Origin of the sequence: Collinsella sp. AM41-2BH (genome assembly GCF_003468085.1) — a bacterium.
Taxonomy (GTDB): domain Bacteria; phylum Actinomycetota; class Coriobacteriia; order Coriobacteriales; family Coriobacteriaceae; genus Collinsella.
This window is the reverse complement of sequence record NZ_QSGH01000028.1, coordinates 1-17,282: the sequence shown is the minus strand read 5'-3', so window position 1 is coordinate 17,282 and position 17,282 is coordinate 1. Positions and strand designations below refer to the sequence as shown.

Annotated in this window: 13 protein-coding genes; 6 read left to right on the top strand and 7 right to left on the bottom strand. The window is 61.1% G+C overall.

The window, feature by feature from the left end; translation table 11 throughout:
• Positions 1–158 precede the first annotated feature (158 nt).
• Complete coding sequence (locus DW899_RS09930) at positions 159–1,337, top strand: acetate/propionate family kinase (protein WP_117735754.1); 1,179 nt, start codon at positions 159–161, stop codon at positions 1,335–1,337.
• 352 nt (positions 1,338–1,689) lie between these two features.
• On the opposite strand, the gene pta is transcribed toward DW899_RS09930, so the two are convergent.
• Positions 1,690–2,670 carry a phosphate acetyltransferase gene (gene pta / locus DW899_RS09925; protein ID WP_089573084.1) on the bottom strand — a complete coding sequence of 327 codons (981 nt, stop codon included), beginning with the start codon at positions 2,668–2,670 and terminating at the stop codon, positions 1,690–1,692.
• A gap of 232 nt (positions 2,671–2,902) precedes the next feature.
• Here pta and glf point away from each other — a divergent pair, with 232 nt between their 5' ends.
• Complete coding sequence (gene glf, locus DW899_RS09920) at positions 2,903–4,105, top strand: UDP-galactopyranose mutase (RefSeq protein ID WP_055252340.1); 1,203 nt, start codon at positions 2,903–2,905, stop codon at positions 4,103–4,105.
• Positions 4,098–5,129: a glycosyltransferase family 2 protein gene (locus DW899_RS09915; RefSeq protein ID WP_117773936.1), complete on the top strand. Its 1,032-nt coding sequence runs from the start codon at positions 4,098–4,100 to the stop codon at positions 5,127–5,129. The genes glf and DW899_RS09915 overlap by 8 nt, the downstream gene beginning before the upstream one ends.
• 371 nt (positions 5,130–5,500) lie before the next feature.
• On the opposite strand, the gene DW899_RS09910 is transcribed toward DW899_RS09915, so the two are convergent.
• From DW899_RS09910 to DW899_RS09900, 3 genes are all read right to left on the bottom strand, one after another.
• Entirely contained in the window at positions 5,501–6,502 is a 1,002-nt protein-coding gene (locus tag DW899_RS09910; protein WP_117773937.1) for a P1 family peptidase, read from the bottom strand.
• Between the two features lie 101 nt (positions 6,503–6,603).
• A complete protein-coding gene (locus DW899_RS09905; RefSeq protein ID WP_117773938.1) occupies positions 6,604–7,185 on the bottom strand; it encodes a nucleoside triphosphate pyrophosphatase in 582 nt (193 codons plus the stop codon).
• Positions 7,182–7,724 (bottom strand): DJ-1 family glyoxalase III, encoded by a 543-nt coding sequence (locus tag DW899_RS09900; RefSeq protein ID WP_117638209.1) that lies wholly within the window; start codon positions 7,722–7,724, stop codon positions 7,182–7,184. The genes DW899_RS09905 and DW899_RS09900 overlap by 4 nt, the downstream gene beginning before the upstream one ends.
• Before the next feature lie 499 nt (positions 7,725–8,223).
• Here DW899_RS09900 and DW899_RS09895 point away from each other — a divergent pair, with 499 nt between their 5' ends.
• The 3 genes from DW899_RS09895 (at position 8,224) to DW899_RS09885 (ending at position 12,236) form a co-directional block, all read left to right on the top strand.
• Entirely contained in the window at positions 8,224–9,204 is a 981-nt protein-coding gene (locus DW899_RS09895; protein ID WP_117773939.1) for an EamA family transporter, read from the top strand.
• 121 nt (positions 9,205–9,325) lie between these two features.
• Positions 9,326–10,756 carry a 6-phospho-beta-glucosidase gene (locus DW899_RS09890; RefSeq protein ID WP_117635389.1) on the top strand — a complete coding sequence of 477 codons (1,431 nt, stop codon included), beginning with the start codon at positions 9,326–9,328 and terminating at the stop codon, positions 10,754–10,756.
• Between the two features lie 31 nt (positions 10,757–10,787).
• Entirely contained in the window at positions 10,788–12,236 is a 1,449-nt protein-coding gene (locus tag DW899_RS09885; RefSeq protein WP_117773940.1) for a PTS transporter subunit EIIC, read from the top strand.
• A 175-nt stretch (positions 12,237–12,411) separates the two neighbouring features.
• Here DW899_RS09885 and DW899_RS10710 read toward each other — a convergent pair whose 3' ends face one another.
• The 3 genes from DW899_RS10710 to ppk1 all read right to left on the bottom strand — a co-directional run bounded on the left by DW899_RS10710 (position 12,412) and on the right by ppk1 (position 16,714).
• Positions 12,412–12,741: an IS3 family transposase gene (locus DW899_RS10710; protein WP_197032199.1), complete on the bottom strand. Its 330-nt coding sequence runs from the start codon at positions 12,739–12,741 to the stop codon at positions 12,412–12,414.
• Between the two features lie 137 nt (positions 12,742–12,878).
• Positions 12,879–14,207, bottom strand: coding sequence for a 23S rRNA (uracil(1939)-C(5))-methyltransferase RlmD (gene rlmD / locus DW899_RS09875; RefSeq protein WP_117583938.1), 1,329 nt, complete (start codon positions 14,205–14,207; stop codon positions 12,879–12,881).
• A 98-nt stretch (positions 14,208–14,305) separates the two neighbouring features.
• Complete coding sequence (gene ppk1, locus DW899_RS09870; protein WP_117583939.1) at positions 14,306–16,714, bottom strand: polyphosphate kinase 1; 2,409 nt, start codon at positions 16,712–16,714, stop codon at positions 14,306–14,308.
• Between the last annotated feature and the right edge of the window lie 568 nt (positions 16,715–17,282).

Sequence of the window (17,282 nt, the reverse complement as noted above, 5' to 3'; positions counted from 1 at the left end):
ATGAATGTGGGAGGTGTTCGGATAAAGTTGATAATCAAGGTTTTGTACTCGTTGGGCGATATGCCTGATAGCTATTTATCAAGTTGTGATAACTTCTTATTAACATGCGGCCGCCTTAAGGGGTCTGCGCCGACCGTATCGCACTGCAAAGGAGTCTCATGAACGTACTTGTTGTCAACGCCGGCAGCTCGAGCCTTAAATATCAGCTTTTGGATACCGATACCCGCGAGGTTTTCGCCAAGGGCAACTGCGAGCGTATCGGCTCGGAGATGGGCATCTTTGGCCACTCCGAGAACGGTGGTGCCAAGCAGACCGAGGAGATTCCTTTTCCCGATCATCGCTGCGCCATTGCGCGCGTGCTCGAGGAGCTCGAGAAGACCGACTTTACGATCGATGGCATCGGCCACCGTATCGTTCAGGGTGGCTGGCACTTCGATGATTCCGCGGTCGTCGACGATGAGGTCATGGCTAAGATCCTCGAGGTTGCTCCGCTCGCCCCGCTGCACAATTACGGCGAGGCCGCGGCAATCGAATATTGCCGCGAGAAGTATCCGGAGCTGCCCAACGTGGCCGTCTTCGACACCTCGTTCCACATGACCATGCCCGAGGTCGCCTACACCTACGCGCTGCCCAAGGACGTGTGCGACAAGTACCACGTGCGCAAGTACGGTGCCCACGGCACGAGTCACCGCTATGAGTGGATGATGGCCAAGGAGATCCTGGGCTCGCGCTGCCACCGCCTGCTCTCGTGCCATTTGGGCAACGGCGCCTCGCTTGCCGCCATCGAGGACGGTGTATGCCGCGATACCACGATGGGCCTCACGCCGCTCGACGGCCTGATGATGGGCACCCGTTGTGGTTCCATTGACCCGGCTACCGTGTGCTACCTGCAGCGCGAGGGCGGCTACAGCTACCAGGAAGTCGATGACATGATGAACAAGCAGTCTGGTCTGCTTGCCATCTCGGGCATCTCCAACGACGCCCGTGACATCCGTACGCGCGCCTCCGAGGGCGACGAGCGCTGCCTGCTCGCCTTCGATATGTTCGCCTACAAGGCCATGCAGCAGGCCGGCTCCATGATCGCTTCCATGGCGGGCGTGGACACCATTACCTTTACCGCCGGCATTGGCGAGAACGACTGGTCGATCCGCAAGGCCTTCTGCGACTGCTTCGAGTGGCTGGGCGTGCGCATCGACAACAACAAGAACCGCGAGGCCGTGGGTAACGGCCCGCAGGTCATCAGCGCCGCCGGCTCTTCCGTCACGGTCATGGTCATCCCCACCGACGAGGAATACATGATCGCCCACGACGTCGAGCGTTTGACCGCGAATAACTAGTGCGTTCGCTTGCGATTGAACGAAAGGCCTCCTGAGCAGCAGCTCAGGAGGCCTTTTTGCTAGCAGGCGGAAATTCGAGTCCCAAAGTGATCATCACCAGTAACGCCAGCGCTCCCAGCAACGACACCCATTCATTCAGATCCTCAGCCCCAGCTCGTAGCCAAGCCGCCGTCCACTCCAGATGTTCTGAATGCTTCGTGGCAGTAGAAGGCCGTACGGGCTAACCCCTGAAAACATTCCGCAGACCAGAAACGCCCCCGTTCGTAGCTCCGAAGGAGCAGAACGGGGGCGTTTCATTGGTCGAGGACGTTTTCAGGGGTTAGCCCGTACGGCCTTCGGGCGAGTGCGTCCGCTACTCAGCCATCTGAGCCTGGACGGCGGTGATGGCTACGACACCCACGATGTCGTCGGCAGAGCAGCCGCGCGACAGGTCGTTGACCGGCTTGGCGATGCCCTGCAGAATGGGGCCGTAAGCGTCGGCGCCGGCGAAGCGCTGGACCAGCTTGTAGCCGATGTTGCCGGCCTCGAGGTCGGGGAACACGAGCACGTTGGCCTTACCGGCGACGGAGGAGCCGGGAGCCTTGAGCTGGGCGACGGTGGGGACGATAGCAGCATCGAGCTGCAGGTCGCCGTCGATGGCGAGCTCGGGTGCCTTCTCCTTGCAGAACTTCACGGCCTCCTGGACCTTCTTGGCGACCTCGCCACCGGCGGAGCCCATGGTGGAGTAGGAGAGCATGGCCACGTGCGGCTCAACATTGCCCATAAAGGTGGACCAGGAGTGGGCCGAGGCGATGGCGATCTCGGAGAGCTCGTCAGAGGACGGGTTGATGTTGAGGCCGCAGTCGGCGAAGATCAGCGTACCGTCGGTGCCGAATTGCGGGGTGTCGGTGCACATCACGAAGAAGGCCGAGACCAGCTTGGTGCCCGGGGCAGTCTTGAGGATCTGCAGCGCGGGGCGCAGGGTGTCGGCGGTGGAGTGGCAGGCACCGGAGACCAGGCCGTCGGCATCGCCCATCTTGACCATCATGGTGCCAAAGTAGGTGGCGTCCATCACCTGGGCACGAGCCTGCTCGATGGTAACGCCCTTCTTGGCGCGGAGCTCGGCAAACTTCTGTGCGTACTCCTCGTGCTTCTCGGCATTGCGCGGGTCGATGACGGTGGCGCCGGGAACGTTGATCTCGTTGGGATCGCCCAGGATGACGATGTTGGCCAGGCCTTCTTCGATGATCTTGTTTGCCGCGACGATGGTACGCGGATCCTCGCCCTCGGGCAGGACGATCGTCTTAAGGTCGGCCTTGGCGGCAGACTTCATACGGTTCAGGAAATCGCTCATGATACTCCTTACAAGCGTTTCGCTAAGCTCCAGGCCCTCGGCTGTACACGAATAAACCCGCTGCTAGCGGGTTTACCTTTCAATAATGTACGCCGCGGTGCTTGAGCTTTCCTTGTGTGGCAAGCTCATTATAGGACGCATTAGCGCTATAATCGCTCTGATAAATATGTCTCGACGTATGTTCGAGAAAAAGCCCAGTTAAAAAGCGTGTGGCTTTTGACAAGGAGTATCGATGCAGATTACCTCAGGCCTGCCTGAAGGCTTTAATGCCGGTGCGTACGACATGATCGTTGTCGGCGCCGGTTATGCCGGTGCCGTTTGCGCCCGCCGTCTTGCCGAAACTATCGGCTATCGTGTTGCCGTTTTGGAACGTCGCGGCCACATCGCGGGTAATGCCTACGACTGCACTGACGAGGCCGGAATCCTGGTCCACGAGTACGGTCCGCACATCTATCACACTTTTAATGAGCGCGTCCATAACTTCCTGTCGCGCTTTACCAAGTGGACGGACTACCAGCACAAGGTGCTCGCCAACATCAACGGCACCCTCATGCCCGTACCCTTTAACCATGCGAGCCTCAAGCTCGCCTTTGGCGATGAGCGCGGCGAGGAGCTGTATCAGAAGCTCGTGGAGACCTTTGGCAAGGACGTCAAGGTGCCCATTATGGAGCTGCGCAAGAAGAACGACCCGGATCTTGCCGAGGTCGCCGATTATGTCTATGAGAACGTCTTTTTGCATTACACCATGAAGCAGTGGGGCCAGACGCCCGACCAGATCGACCCCTCGATCACCGGCCGCGTTCCCGTCTTTGTGGGCGATGACGATCGCTACTTCCCGCAGGCTCCTTTCCAGGGCATGCCGCAGGACGGCTATACCGCGCTGTTCGAGCATATGCTCGATCACGATCTGATCGACGTATTCTGTGACGTAGACGCCCGTGACCTCTTTGAAATCGACGAGACCACCGTCAAGATCGACGGCAAGGTCTATGGCGGCGAGATCGTCTACACCGGTCCGCTCGACGAGCTATTCAACCTCGACCTGGGCGCGCTGCCGTACCGCACGCTCGATATGAAGTTCGAGACGCTCGATATGGACCAGTTCCAGCCCGTGGGCACCGTCAACTACACCACGAGCGAGGACTATACGCGCATCACCGAGTTCAAGAACATGACTGGTCAGGTCCTGCCCGGCAAGACCACCATCATGAAGGAGTACTCCAAGGCCTATACGCCCGGCTCGGGCGAGACGCCGTACTACGCTATTCTGGAGCCCGAGAACCGTGAGCTCTATGAGCGCTACCTTGAGCGCGTCCAGAACCTGACGAACTTCCACCCGGTGGGTCGTCTGGCCGAGTATCGTTACTACGATATGGACGCCGTGACCAATTCTGCCCTCGATCTTTCGGATGAGATTATCGCCTGCCATGCATAAAGTCATAACATTCGGTATTCCCTCGTATAACGCCGCCAAGGATATGGACCATTGCATCACCTCCATCTTGGAGGGGAGCAATTACGCCACCGATATCGAGATTATCGTGGTGGACGACGGCTCCAAGGACGAGACGGCCGCCAAGGCCGACGAGTGGGAGGCCCGTTATCCTGGAATCATCCGCGCGGTGCACCAGGAGAATGGCGGCCACGGTATCGCCGTCCTCTCGGGCCTGCGTGAGGCGCATGGTACGTACTATAAGGTCGTTGACTCGGACGACTGGCTCGACGGTGCGGCGCTTTCGACCATGCTGTCGATTCTGCGTGGCTTTGAGGAGCGCGACCAGCGCGTCGACCTGTTTATCTCGAACTACGTGTACGAGAAGGTTTACGAGGGCACGCATACCGCTATTGGCTACAAGTTTGCCCTGCCGCGCAAAAAGATTTTCTCTTGGGACCAGATCGGACACTTCCGTCCCGATCAGAACCTGCTCATGCACAGCCTGTGCTATCGCACCGACGTACTGCGCGAGTCCAATCTGCCTATGCCGGCACACACGTTCTACGTGGATAATATCTACGCATACGTGCCGCTGCCGCGCTGCAAGACCATGTACTACGCCGACATCGACCTCTATCGCTACTTTATCGGTCGCGAGGGCCAGAGCGTCAACGAGGCTACGATGGTCAAGCGCCTGGGTCAGCAGTTCCGCATAACGCGCATCATGATGGAATCGTTCCACCTGTACCAGGACGTTGAGTCCTCGCGTCTGCGTTCGTACATGATGGGCTACTTCACCATGATGATGGCTATTTGCTCGGTGCTCACCAAGCTTTCCGAGGAAGATTGTGCCGATGAGCGCCTGAAGACGCTGTGGAAGGACCTGAAGGAGTACGACGAGCGCATGTATCGTCGCGCTCGCTACGGCGTGGTCGGATTCTTTACCAACCTGCATGGACGGGCCGGAGACAAAACCACACTCGGCCTATACCATCTTGCCTCAAAGATCTTCAAATTCAACTAGCTGCTGAGTAATCGCTGCTGATAGGTTGACTGGGCCCCTTGGCCTTTAGTTTGCTACTGCGAACAGTCCTGCTCGCACGGAAAGCACATTAAGTGCTTTCCGGCTCGTGCGGAACTTGTATCAAACTAAAGGCCAAGGGGCCTCTGCTATAAGAATCGATTGTCAGGAAGTTGAATTTGAAGATCTTCGACGCGTGGTACAAAGGGGCCTGGGCTGAAAAGAATTTGGTTGGTAGGTTGCCCGGTGGGGTTTGGTTATGTTTGTCGCGAGTTCCGCACGAGCCGAAGAGCACTTAATGTGCTCTTCGTGCGAGCCAGGACTGTAGAGCAGCAAACATAACCAAACCCCACCGGGCAACCGGACGAGCTAGTTTACTTTGCGGCGCCGGGTATGCCGTGGGAGGTTTTGGCGTTTTTGGCTCCGTTTACGATGGCGGTCTGTAGGGCCCTTACGGCGAGCATGCCCAGCAGGTCTAGGGGAACGGCGGCGCTTGCCTGGGCGCCCAGTTTGCCGCTGGCGAGGGTGTAGATGGTGTCGCCGTCGTTGGTGGTGTGCGTGGGACGGATGGCGTGTGCGTAGGCGTCTGCGGCCATCTGGGAGACCTTGGTGGCTTGTGCCTTAGTGAGTTCCACGTTGGTGACGATGCAGCTGATGGTGGTGTTGGTGCGGTCGAGCGGCATCTGCATGGATCCGGCGGCGGCAAAGGCTGCGAGCTCCATGTCGACGATCTGGTCGCTATCTGCTGCGGCGCGCATACCAGCGACCCATTCGCCGGTGAAGGGGTCGACGACATTGCCGCAGGCGTTGACCGAGACCACGGCACCCACCTTAACAGGGCCGAGTGCCACGGCGGCAGCGCCTAGGCCGGCCTTCATGCAGGTGGCGGGGCCCATGAGCTTGCCCACGGTGGCACCGGTGCCGGCACCTACATTGCCCTGCTCGAGCGTGGTGGGGGTGTTGTCGAGCGCCTCGCGCACGGCGGAGATGCCAGCCTCAATGTCGGGGCGTACGGCGGGGTCGCCAAAGGCGAGGTCGAAGATGCAGCTGGAGCACACGATAGGCACCTGCGTGGGGCCGACGGGAAGGCCGATGCCGCGGCTCTCAAGCTCGCGAGCGACGCCGCTTGCGGCCTCCAGGCCAAAGGCCGATCCGCCCGAAAGGCAGACGGCGTGGACCTTGTCGACGGTGTTCTCGGGACGCAGCAGGTCGGTTTCGCGCGATGCCGGGGCACCGCCGCGAACGTCAACGCCGCCGGTGGCGCCCTCGGGTGCCACGATTACGGTGCAACCGGTGCCGGCCTCCTCGTCCGTGTAGTTGCCAAAGCAAAAGCCATCGACATCGCAAACGTCAATGGCCTCAAGCAGTGTATCCATGTTTTACTCCTATCGGTTTTCCGCCGGGCCTTATGCCCGGTCGGGATCCGTACGGTACGCCGAAATTGTAGGCGCTGGGGGATACCCAGCGCCAGATGCAATTACGATAGTTTTTGAATCGCACGCGCGACGCGAGCGATGGGCAGGCCCACCACGTTGTAGAAGTCGCCCGAAATATCATGCACGAGCATGCGCCCGCCTGTGCCCTGGATGCCGTAGGCGCCGGCTTTGTCCATGGGCTCGCCCGAGGCGACGTAGCGCTCAATCTGCTCGTCGGTGAGCTCATAGAACGTCACGTCGGTCACATCGACAAACGACAGGCTCTCGGCGGCATGCGGAGCGGCCGTGTCGCCTGCCTTAACGATGCAGACGCCGGTTGCGACCTGGTGCGTGCGGCCCGAAAGCTCGCGGAGCATGGTGCGCGCCTCGTCCTCGGTTGCCGGCTTGCCCAGAATCTTGCCATCGAAGGTGACAATAGTATCGGCCGCGACGGTCAGTTCGTTGGGCTCGGCATGCTCGGCGGCAACGGAGGCGGCTTTGGCGCGTGCTAAGCGTTCAACGAGCGTAAGCGGGGCCTCGCCATCAAAAGGCGTTTCGTCGATATCTGCGGGAATCACGTGAATGTCATAGCCCGCCTCGCGCATCAACTCGATGCGGCGCGGTGATTGCGAAGCCAAAATCATAGCTGAATGCCCTCGGCGACCTTCTCGACGGCCTTGTCGCCGGCGAGTGTGCGCAGCAGCTCAAGCGCAAAGGGGAGCGACTGGGCCATGCCGCTGGCGGTGATGATGTTGCCGTCTTGCGTAACCTTCTCGCCGGTATAGGCGCCTTCGGGGAAGCTTTTCTCAAAGCCAGGGAAGCACGTGGCCTGGCGCCCCTCGAGTAGGTCGAGCTCGCCCAGGATAAACGGGGCGGCGCAGATGGCGGCAACGTGCTTGGTCGCGGCGAACTCGCAGACCACGTCGCAGACGCGCTGATCGGCGCGCAGGTTGGTGGCACCGGGCAGGCCGCCGGGCAGCACGACGCAGTCGTACTCGTCAAAGTTGATCTCATCAAAGAGCGCATCGCAGGTCACGGGGATCTGCAGCGAGCTTACGACCTCACGCGTGGGCATGATCGAGACGAGCGTGGCACGCACGCCGCCGCGACGCATGACATCGACCATGGTCAAGCATTCAATAGTTTCAAAGCCATCGGCGGCGAGAACGGCAACGCTGGGCATGAGGGCTCCTTTCATGGGCGGCATACAATTAGCCGTCTTATACCCCGAAGACCTCCGCTTGCCACGCTCGATTTCCCAATGTTTAAAATAGCCCCGTCCGAATTAGCTACCCCACCCATCCTCAACAATCTCAATCTGTAACATCCATCGACCAAAACTAGCCCCAACTGTTACAGATCGAGACAGTCCCCAACAGCACCGCCCCGTTCGGGGAAACGACCGCTACAGGTACGGCGGGCAGAGGCTCACTTTTTTCTTCGGTTTTTCTTGACGGAATCTCACCTGTTGTAGTACTTTGTCCCAGTCTAAAAACGCGTGGACTTTTCTGGGCGCTAGCCACCTTTTTGCCACGCAACCGAGCAGTCGGTTGCGTGGCTTTTTTCGTCTTGGCAGCAGGTACCACATGCACCGCCAGAAGACCGCACGAGCCCACCTTCCGACTGCAGGGAACAGACGCACGAGACGCGCATCTGCAAGACAGCAGACGGAAGGGAGCCTAATGGCAGAAACAAACACAATCAAGCAACAGACCGCCGAGGCGGGAGCCGCGGGCACGGGGCAGGTCAAGGCGGCGCTCCAGGTCTTTGCGGGCGGCGCCTGCTACGGCGCGATGGCCACGACCTACAAGCTCGCCTACGCCGCGGGCTTCACCTCAGCGCAGGTGGTGGCGAGCCAGGCGTGGTTCGGCTGCCTCTTCTTCGCCCTCGCCACGCTCGCAGGGCACGCACTCGGGCACCGCTGGCAGCGCGTGGGCTGGAAGCTCGCCCTCAAGCTCATGGGCCTGGGAGCCCTCACCTGCCTCACCTCAATCCTCTACTGCTACGCCATGAGCGTGCTGCCCGCCCCGGTGGCACTCACGCTCCTCTTCCAGTTCACGTGGCTGGGGCTCGTGTGGCAGACCGTCATGACGCGCCGGCCGCCGAGGCTCCTCCAAGTGGCCTCCGCCCTGGTCATCGTCTTCGGAACGGTGTTCGCCAGCGGCGTCTACAAGACCGGCATCACCGGGTACGACCCCGTGGCCCTGCTCTGCGCGCTGGGGGCGGCCGTGTCCTGCTCCCTCTTTGTCACCCTCTCCGGCAAGGTCGAGGCCCCCTGCTCGTCCGAGCAGCGTGGCGTCATCGTGTGCGCGGGCTCCGTGGTCATGTCGCTCACGGTGTGCCCGGACTACGTTGTCTCGGGCGTTCTCGCCCAGGGCATCCTGCCCTTTGCCGTCATCGCCGGCTTCTTTGGCATGCTCTGCCCGGTCTTGCTCTTCGGCATGGGCTCTCCGCACCTGCCCGCGGGTCTCTCCACTGTCATGGCCGCCGCGGAACTCCCCGCCGGCCTGCTCATCGCCATGATCGTCCTCGGCGAGCCGCTCGGCGTCGTCGAGTGGCTGGGCGTTGCCATCATCCTCGCCGGCGTGTGCCTGGCACAGGTCCCCTCCCTGCTTGGAGGTCGGGAGGCACGTCGCGCCGCCGCAGGACAAGCCATCAGCTAGTCACCCCTTCACGGGCGGCCCGCGCGCATCAGGGAAAGGGCCACGGGCCCGGCGCGTGAGGTCGCAAGGACGTTATAAAGCGTCCCCGCAGAGGTGGGGGCGCCAGAGAGAAGGAGGCACCATGCCATTTCCAAAAGGGTTCCTTTGGGGAGGAGCCACCGCTGCTAACCAATGCGAGGGAGGTTATGACGAGGGCGGCCGCGGTCTTGCCAATGTCGACGTCATCCCACACGGGTCGGAGCGCAACGACGTAAGTCGCGGCCTGAGGCGCATGCTCGACTTTGAGCCCGGGTACTACTACCCGGCCCAGACGGGCATCGACTTCTACCACCACTACCGCGAGGACATAGCCCTCTTCGCGGAGATGGGCTTTAAGGTCTTTCGCCTCTCCATCGCCTGGAGCCGCATCTTCCCCAATGGCGACGAGGAGGAGCCCAACGAGGCCGGGCTCGCCTTCTACGAGGACGTGTTCCGCTGCTGCCGCGAGCACAGGATCGAGCCCCTCGTGACCATCACGCACTTCGACTGCCCCATCCACCTCGTCAAGAAGTACGGCGCCTGGCGAAACCGCGCCCTCATCGAGCTCTACAAGCGGCTGGTGAAGGTGCTCTTCAACCGCTACCGCGGCCTCGTGCATTGGTGGATCACGTTCAACGAGATGAACATGATCTTGCACCGTCCCTTCATGGGTGCCGGCATCGTCCTCGAGCCCGGGGAGAATGCCCGCGAGGCCGAGTACCGCGCCGCGCACAACGAGCTCGTGGCGAGCGCCTGGGCCACCAAGATCGCCCACGAGGTCGACCCGGAGAACAAGGTTGGCTGCATGCTCGCCGCGGGAAGCTACTACCCCTACTCCTGTCGTCCCGAGGACGTCCGTGCAGCGCAGGTCAAGAACCAGGAGGACCTCTTCTTCGTGGACGTGCAGGCACGCGGGCACTACCCCGGCTACGCGCTCAAGATGCTCGAGCGCGAGGGCATCGACGTGGGTATGACCGCCGAGGACGAGCGCATCCTTGCGGAGAACACCGTCGACTTCATCTCGTTTAGCTACTACTCCTCGCGCTGTACCGCGGGCGACCCCGATTCCGTGGGCGGCGTCGCCGAGGGCAACGCCTTCGCCGGCGTAGAGAACCCCTACGTGCGCACGAGCGACTGGGGCTGGGTCATCGACCCGCTGGGGTTCCGCATCACGATCAACGACCTCTGGGACCGCTACCAGAAGCCGCTCTTTGTGGTGGAGAACGGCCTCGGCGCCTATGACGAGGTGCTTCCCGACGGCACGATCGAGGATGACTACCGCATCGCCTACCTGCGCGAGCACATCGAGGCCATGCGCGACGCTATCGAGCAGGACGGCGTCGAGATGCTCGGCTACACCACCTGGGGGCCGATCGACCTCGTGAGCGCGGGCTCCGGCGAGATGGAGAAGCGCTACGGCTTCATCTACGTGGACCGCGACAACCTGGGCAACGGCACGCTCGAGCGCAGGCGCAAGAAGAGCTTCTACTGGTATCAACAGGCCATCGCCACCAACGGAGGCGACCTGGGCTAACCACCCGGGCAATATCACTAAGGAGAAAATAATGGCAGAAAAATACGACGACCTGGCCAGATCCATACTCGAGAACGTAGGCGGCGCCGAGAACGTCGCCAGCGTCGCGCACTGCATCACGCGCGTGCGCTTCAAACTCAAGGACGAGTCCCGCGCCAACACGGCCAAGATCGAGGCCCTCAAGGGCGTCATCCAGGTCATCCAGGCCAACGGCCAGTACCAGGTGGTCGTGGGCAACATCGTCGAGGACGTCTACGACGCGGTCCTGGAGGCCGGCAACTTCTCGGGCGGCGCAAGCGCCGACGACGAGCCCCAGGGCGATAAGACCGTTGCCTCCGCCATCATCGACCTCATCTCTGGCATCTTCCAGCCCATCCTGGGACCGCTTGCCGCCGCAGGCATCATGAAGGGACTGCTTGCCCTCATCACCTACTTCGTCCCGGACTTTGCAAACGACGGCCTCTACACGCTGCTCTACACCGTGGCTGACGGCTTCTTCTACTTCCTTCCCGTCGCCCTGGCGTTCAGTGCCGCGCGCAAGTTCCGCATGAACGAGTTCACCGGTGTGGCAATCGGCGTGGCGCTCCTCTACCCGACGATGGTCGCCCTGACCTCGGGCGAGGCGCTCGGCAGCATCGACCTCGGCGTGGCCGGCACGTTCTCGTGGTACGCCACCGCCCTCGGGATCCCCATCATCATGCCCGTGTCCGGCTACGTGAGCTCGGTGATCCCCGTCCTTCTCATGGTGTGGTTCGGCTCTATCCTTGAGCGCTGGCTCAAGAGCTGGATGCCGGCTGCGCTCAAGATGTTCCTTGTCCCGCTCGCCACGATGACGGTCTCCATCGTCTTGGGCTACCTCATCATCGGCCCGGTGGCCACCCTCATCACCAACCTGCTGAGCGCGGCATTCTCGTTCATCTTCCAGCTCCCCGTGGTTGGTTCCGTCCTGGGCAGCGCCCTGGTTGGCGGACTGTGGATGTGCCTCGTCATCTTTGGCTTCCACTGGAGCCTCATCCCCATCTCCATCATGAATCTGAACACCCTCGGCCACGACAGCGTGCTCGCCGCCACCATCGGCCACGGGTTCGCGCTCGGAGCGGTCATCTTTGCCATGTACCTCAGAAACAAGGACGAGCGCTTCCGCGGCATCGCCCTTCCCGCGATGATCTCCGCCTTCTTCTTCGGCGTCACCGAGCCGGGCATCTACGGCATCGCCCTCCCCAACAAGCGCGCGTTCGTCGTGGCATGCCTGAGCTCCGCCGTGGGCGGCGCCATCGTGGGAATGACTGGCGCTCTCATGTACATCTCGGGCGGCCTCGGCGTCTTCAACCTGCTCAACTTTATCGACGGGACCCCTGGTGGCGCCGGGATCTCCCACATGATCTTCGCGATCATCGCCTCGCTCGTCTCTGCCGTCCTGGCCTTTGTTATCGAGTTCATCACCTACCGGCCCAACGACGATGAGGAAGGCACCCGCTAGCCTGCGCCCTCCTCAATCAGCTCTATGTAATTGAGGGGCAGTTGAGGTGGGTGAGGGCCGAGGGCGATCAAGGTGGCCGCCCTCGGCCCGGGACAACCTGCCAGAAGGCGTTTAGCTTTCTCGGGCGGCGCTGAAATGAACTGCGCCCCGATACTTGGACGGGTCAATTAGCGGCCTATGCCGCACATGGGGACTGATTTCGGAACTCCTCCGGGGTCAGTCCCTTTTGCTTAACCCGCCTCCTCTTGTTCCAGTGAACGGTATAGGCTTCGAGGTCCCGCTTGAACTCCTCGAAGCTCCGCCACGTCCGGCTCCTGTAGAATTCGTCCTTCAGGCGCCCGGGCAGCAGCTCCGTCGCATGAGCTTGCCCTCGCACGCCGCCGGCCCCGGCCGGGTCCGGGCACCCTTCGGCCTCCCGCTGGCCTTCGGCGCGCCCGCACCCCCTGTCGCAAAGCTCTGCTGCAAGAGTCCTCAGCGTGGCGTCGTGCCTGACTCTCCCGTCCATAAAGAAGCCCCCATTTCTAATGTTCAAGAAATGAGGGGCGGTTCAATTTCGGGACGGGGATTAAATAATCATTCGGAGCAAATCTATTTTTATCCCCGTGCCAGAAAAATCATCGGGCGTGGTCTGGGGCAAACAGTCTAGTTGCGCTTGAGGTGGACGACGGTTTCGCAGTGGAAGGTTTGCGGGAACAGATCGACCGGCGTGATCTTGACGGGGGAGAAGGTACCTTCCTCGACAAAGCGCTTAAGGTCGCGTGCCAGGGTGGCGGGGTCGCAGCTCACGTAGACGACATCGCGAGCGCTCGTGCTGGCGATAAGGTCGATCGCCTCGGGGGCGAGGCCTGCGCGCGGCGGGTCGACCACCAAGACGTCGGCATCCTGGTCGGGGAACTCGCGCACCGCGTCTCCGCCAATGACGTCGACGTTATCAAGCTTGTTGATTTCCAGGTTACGGCGCAGGTCGCGCACGGCCGGGCCGTAGGCCTCGACGGCGGCGACGAAGTCGCAGCGGCGGGCGAGCGGCAGGGTAAAGGTTCCGGCGCCGCAGTACAGGTCCACGGCAAGCTCGTCTTCTTGCGGGTCGAGCGCTTCCATGACAAGCTCGATCAAAATCTCAGCACCCTTGGTGTTGACTTGGAAAAAAGACGGGGCAGACAAGCGCATCTGACCCTCGGCGATATTCTCGGTCCATGAGCCCTCTCCGGCGAGCATTTCGACCTTGGAGACACGGCGGGCCTTCTTTTCGCCCTTGCTCATCACACGCACGATGCTCGTGGGATGAGCGGCGACCGCCAGCACGCGGGAGACTTGCGAGCGCGGAAAAGAGCCCGTGGGCGTCCAGAGTGCAACCTCGAGCGCCTTGGTGCGGCGCGATGCGCGAATGCCCACGCGTTCGAGCCCTAAGTCATGGCTGCCGCTTAGATAGTTGAGTGCGCCGACGACCGATTTGAGCGCCTTGGGAAAACGTTTATCGAACAGCGGACACGCATCGACGGTCACGATTTTGCTGGGGTCGACACCGTGCATGCCAAGGCGCACGCGACCGTTGACGACGGTCGGTTCGAGCTCGATTTTATTGCGGTAGCCCCAGTCGTCCTTGGTGTGGCAGATGGGCTGCACCAACTCATCGACCTGCTCAGGAGCGAACTTGCCGATGCGCTCGAGCGTGGAGCGCAGGTTTTGCTCCTTGGCGGCGAGCTGTGCCGTGCGTGAGAGATTGCCCCACGAGCAGCCGCCGCAGATGCCCACGTAGGGGCAGGGGGGCTGAATGCGATCGGGGCTCGGCTCCAGAATCTCGGTGGTGCGGGCGCGCATGAACGACTTGCCGTCCTGTACGACCTCGGCCTCGACGGTGTCGCCTGCCACGGCACCCTGCACAAAGACGGCTTTGCCGTTGTCGGCGTGCGCCAGCCCGTCGGCGCCGTAGGTCATCGATTCTATAGTGAGCTTCATATCCCTGCCTGTCATTCGTGTTGTTGCTCGCACCATGGTAGCAGGGAAAAGCGCCCCGCATCCGAGGCTTTCCTCAAATGCGGGGCGCTTCTACAAACTGCTTCTACAAACGACTATTTCGTCTTGCCGGTAATGAGCGTCTTAAGACCCAGGCCGATCAGGCCCAGGCCCATGCGCACACGACCGGGGCGATGGCGCTCGATGGCCTTGGTCTTGCCGGCGGGCTTATCGCGACGGGCGCTCGTCTCGGGTGCGGGCTTAGCTGCCTGCGGCTCGGGCTGAGGTGCAGGTGCGGGCTCGGGCTCAATGACGGTCGCCTGGACCTTCTGAACCTCGGGTGTGGCCGGCTGCGGCTTAGGAGCAGGGGCGGGCTTTGCCTCAATGACGGGTTCGGGCGCGGCCTCGGCGTTGCGGTAGGCACGCTCCAGCAGGGCTTCCTGCGAGTTGAAGGGTTTCTCACCCTCTGCGCGCTCCACGGGGACCCAGGTGCCGTCGCTCGTGAGGCTGCGGGCCTTCACGTTGTCGCGCAGCTGCATGCTCATGTACTCGTGCACCAGGGCGCGGCAGGTGGGGTCGAGCACGGGGAAGGCGATCTCCACGCGGTGCTCGGTGTTGCGTGTCATCATGTCGGCCGAGCTCAGATAGATCATGTCCGAGTCCACGCCAAAGGCGTAAACGCGCGCATGCTCCAAAAAGCGTCCGACGATAGAACGGACATGCACGTTCTCGGTCTTGCCAGGAACGCCCGGCTTGAGGCACGAGATGCCGCGGATGATCATGTCCACGCGGACTCCTGCGCACGATGCCTCGGCGATCTTGTCGATGACCTCGCGGTCGGTGAGCGAGTTGAGTTTAAAGAACACGCGGGCGGGCTCGCCGGCGAGGGCGCGCTGGATCTCGCGGTCAAGCCCGCGCATGATGAGCGGTTTCAGTCCGACGGGCGCCACACCCAGGAAGCGGTAATCGCCGCGCAGGTTGCCCAGCGACAGGTTGCGGAAGAACAGGTTGGCGTCCTCGCCGATGCCGGGGTGAGCGGTCATGAGCATAAAGTCGCTGTAGAGTTTGGCCGTCTTCTCGTTAAAGTTGCCGGTGCCCAGCAGCGTCAGGCGCGTTAGCGCCATGCCCTCGCGATAGGTGAGCTGGCAGATCTTGGAGTGGCACTTAAAGCCCTCGGAGCCGTAGATGACGGTGCAGCCGGCCTCTTCCAGGCGCTCGGCCCACTCGATGTTGTTCTGCTCGTCAAAGCGCGCGCGGAGCTCCATGAGCACCGTGACCTCTTTGCCGTTCTCGGCGGCATCGATCAGTGACTCGCACAGGCGGCTCTGCTTGGCCACGCGGTAGAGCGTGATGCGCAGTGAGATGCACTCGGGGTCGTAGGCGGCCTCGTGCACCAGATCCAGGAAGGGGTTCATGGCCTCATAGGGATAAAAGAGCAGCTTGTCGTGCTGAAGTACCTGCTCGCGGATGGAGCGGGTCATATCGATGGTGGGGTTGGGCTGCGGCTTAAACGGTGTAAAGAGCAGCTCGTTGCGCAGGTGCTCGGGAATCTTGCCCTCAATGCCAAAGACGTAGCCTAGGTCGAGCGGGATATCGCAGGTAAAGACAGAGCGGCGCGAAAGCTCGAGCGCCTTGCGGATGGTCTTGAGCGTCGCCTTCTCGAGCGACCCCGAGACCGCGAGCACCACCGGCTGCAGGCGCAAGCGTTTCTTGAGGATGCGCTTCATGTGCTGACGGTAATCCTCTTCCTCCTCGACGCCCTCGCCGTCCGGGTCGATGTCGGCGTTGCGGGTGACGCGGATGAGCGCGCGGTCGAGCGGCTTATAGGAGCCAAAGCAGCTGTCCAGGCAGGCGAGGATGACGTCCTCGAGCAAGATGTAGGAGTAGATGCCGGTGGGCGAGGGGATCTCGACCACGCGGTTCATCGAGGTGGGAATCTCGATAAGGCCCAGCAGACTCTCCTCGTCGGTGACGCCGTCCAGGCCGCAGGCCAGGTAGAGTGCGCCGTTGCGCAGGTTGGGGAAGGGGTGGCGCGGGTCAATCACCAGCGGTGAGATGACCGGCGACACGTAGGCCTGGAAGTAACGGGTTACAAAGGTGCGCTCCTCGGGCGTAAGCGAATCGATGCGGGCGCGGTGAACGCCCAGGGTGTCGAGCTTGCCCTCGATGCTCTTAAAGATGGACTCCCATCGGGTAAGGAGCCCGGGCATTTCGGCCATGACAGCATCGACTTGTTCGGAGGCGGTCATATTGCTCTTGTTGTCGACAGGCTGTTTTTTGAGCTCTGCCAGATCGGACAGGCCGCCCACGCGCACCATGAGAAACTCATCGAGGTTAGACTCGAAAATCGACACGAACTTTAGCCGCTCGAACAGCGGAACGGTCTCGTCGAAGGCTTCGTCAAGCACACGGTTGTCAAAGCGCAGCCAGCTGAGCTCTCGGTTCTGCGTGTACGAGAAGTCGCGCGGCGGCTTACGCAGCTTTGCAGCGGCTTGCTTTTTTTCGATTTTGCTCGGCATATGCATCTGTCCGTTCAGTCCCCGTGGGGGACGGTTGCCTAACACTATTCACTATTGTCTCAATTTAGTCGGCCTATGGCACGGACGTATCGCGTGAACGGTATCTTTACCTACTTCTTACGCTGACAAGCCATAGAGCTGACGCCCTTCGCGTTGTGAAAAACGGTCTATATCCTCACTCAACTGGTGAGTATGTGTGAATAAGAATGATAGGTAGCTGAATATCATCGAATACAGACAGAAACACGAACAAGCGTCATTTATATACATAAAACCGTTTTAGATATGCAATTCTTAATCGAAAGATTGGAGTTGTAATTGCGAATGATTTTTAAGAAAAAAGAGCATTTACCTTAGAAAAGCTACTTTAGAACGCCGAAGTGCATTATGGGAGAATCATATTCGATATACCGTTCATCGAACTTTGTTGACCGTTCGGGGGCGAGGTGGAATTGCGGTTGGAATTTGGATATAACTAGAGCTGTCAGCAAGCAGCACCCGTTACGGAAGGGTGCTGAGAGATTCGGCCGAAAGGCCCGAAAGAAAGGTAGGAGGCCATGACGAAAGGTCTGCA

Coding starts and splice junctions, on each gene's coding strand:
- DW899_RS09910 (WP_117773937.1), bottom strand. CDS start 6,502: ATGGATACACTGCTTGAGGCCATTGACGTTTGCGATGTCGATGGCTTT.
- DW899_RS09905 (WP_117773938.1), bottom strand. CDS start 7,185: ATGATTTTGGCTTCGCAATCACCGCGCCGCATCGAGTTGATGCGCGAG.
- pta (WP_089573084.1), bottom strand. CDS start 2,670: ATGAGCGATTTCCTGAACCGTATGAAGTCTGCCGCCAAGGCCGACCTT.
- rlmD (WP_117583938.1), bottom strand. CDS start 14,207: ATGACAGGCAGGGATATGAAGCTCACTATAGAATCGATGACCTACGGC.
- DW899_RS09915 (WP_117773936.1), top strand. CDS start 4,098: ATGCATAAAGTCATAACATTCGGTATTCCCTCGTATAACGCCGCCAAG.
- DW899_RS09890 (WP_117635389.1), top strand. CDS start 9,326: ATGCCATTTCCAAAAGGGTTCCTTTGGGGAGGAGCCACCGCTGCTAAC.
- DW899_RS10710 (WP_197032199.1), bottom strand. CDS start 12,741: ATGGACGGGAGAGTCAGGCACGACGCCACGCTGAGGACTCTTGCAGCA.
- DW899_RS09895 (WP_117773939.1), top strand. CDS start 8,224: ATGGCAGAAACAAACACAATCAAGCAACAGACCGCCGAGGCGGGAGCC.
- ppk1 (WP_117583939.1), bottom strand. CDS start 16,714: ATGCATATGCCGAGCAAAATCGAAAAAAAGCAAGCCGCTGCAAAGCTG.
- DW899_RS09885 (WP_117773940.1), top strand. CDS start 10,788: ATGGCAGAAAAATACGACGACCTGGCCAGATCCATACTCGAGAACGTA.
- glf (WP_055252340.1), top strand. CDS start 2,903: ATGCAGATTACCTCAGGCCTGCCTGAAGGCTTTAATGCCGGTGCGTAC.
- DW899_RS09900 (WP_117638209.1), bottom strand. CDS start 7,724: ATGCCCAGCGTTGCCGTTCTCGCCGCCGATGGCTTTGAAACTATTGAA.
- DW899_RS09930 (WP_117735754.1), top strand. CDS start 159: ATGAACGTACTTGTTGTCAACGCCGGCAGCTCGAGCCTTAAATATCAG.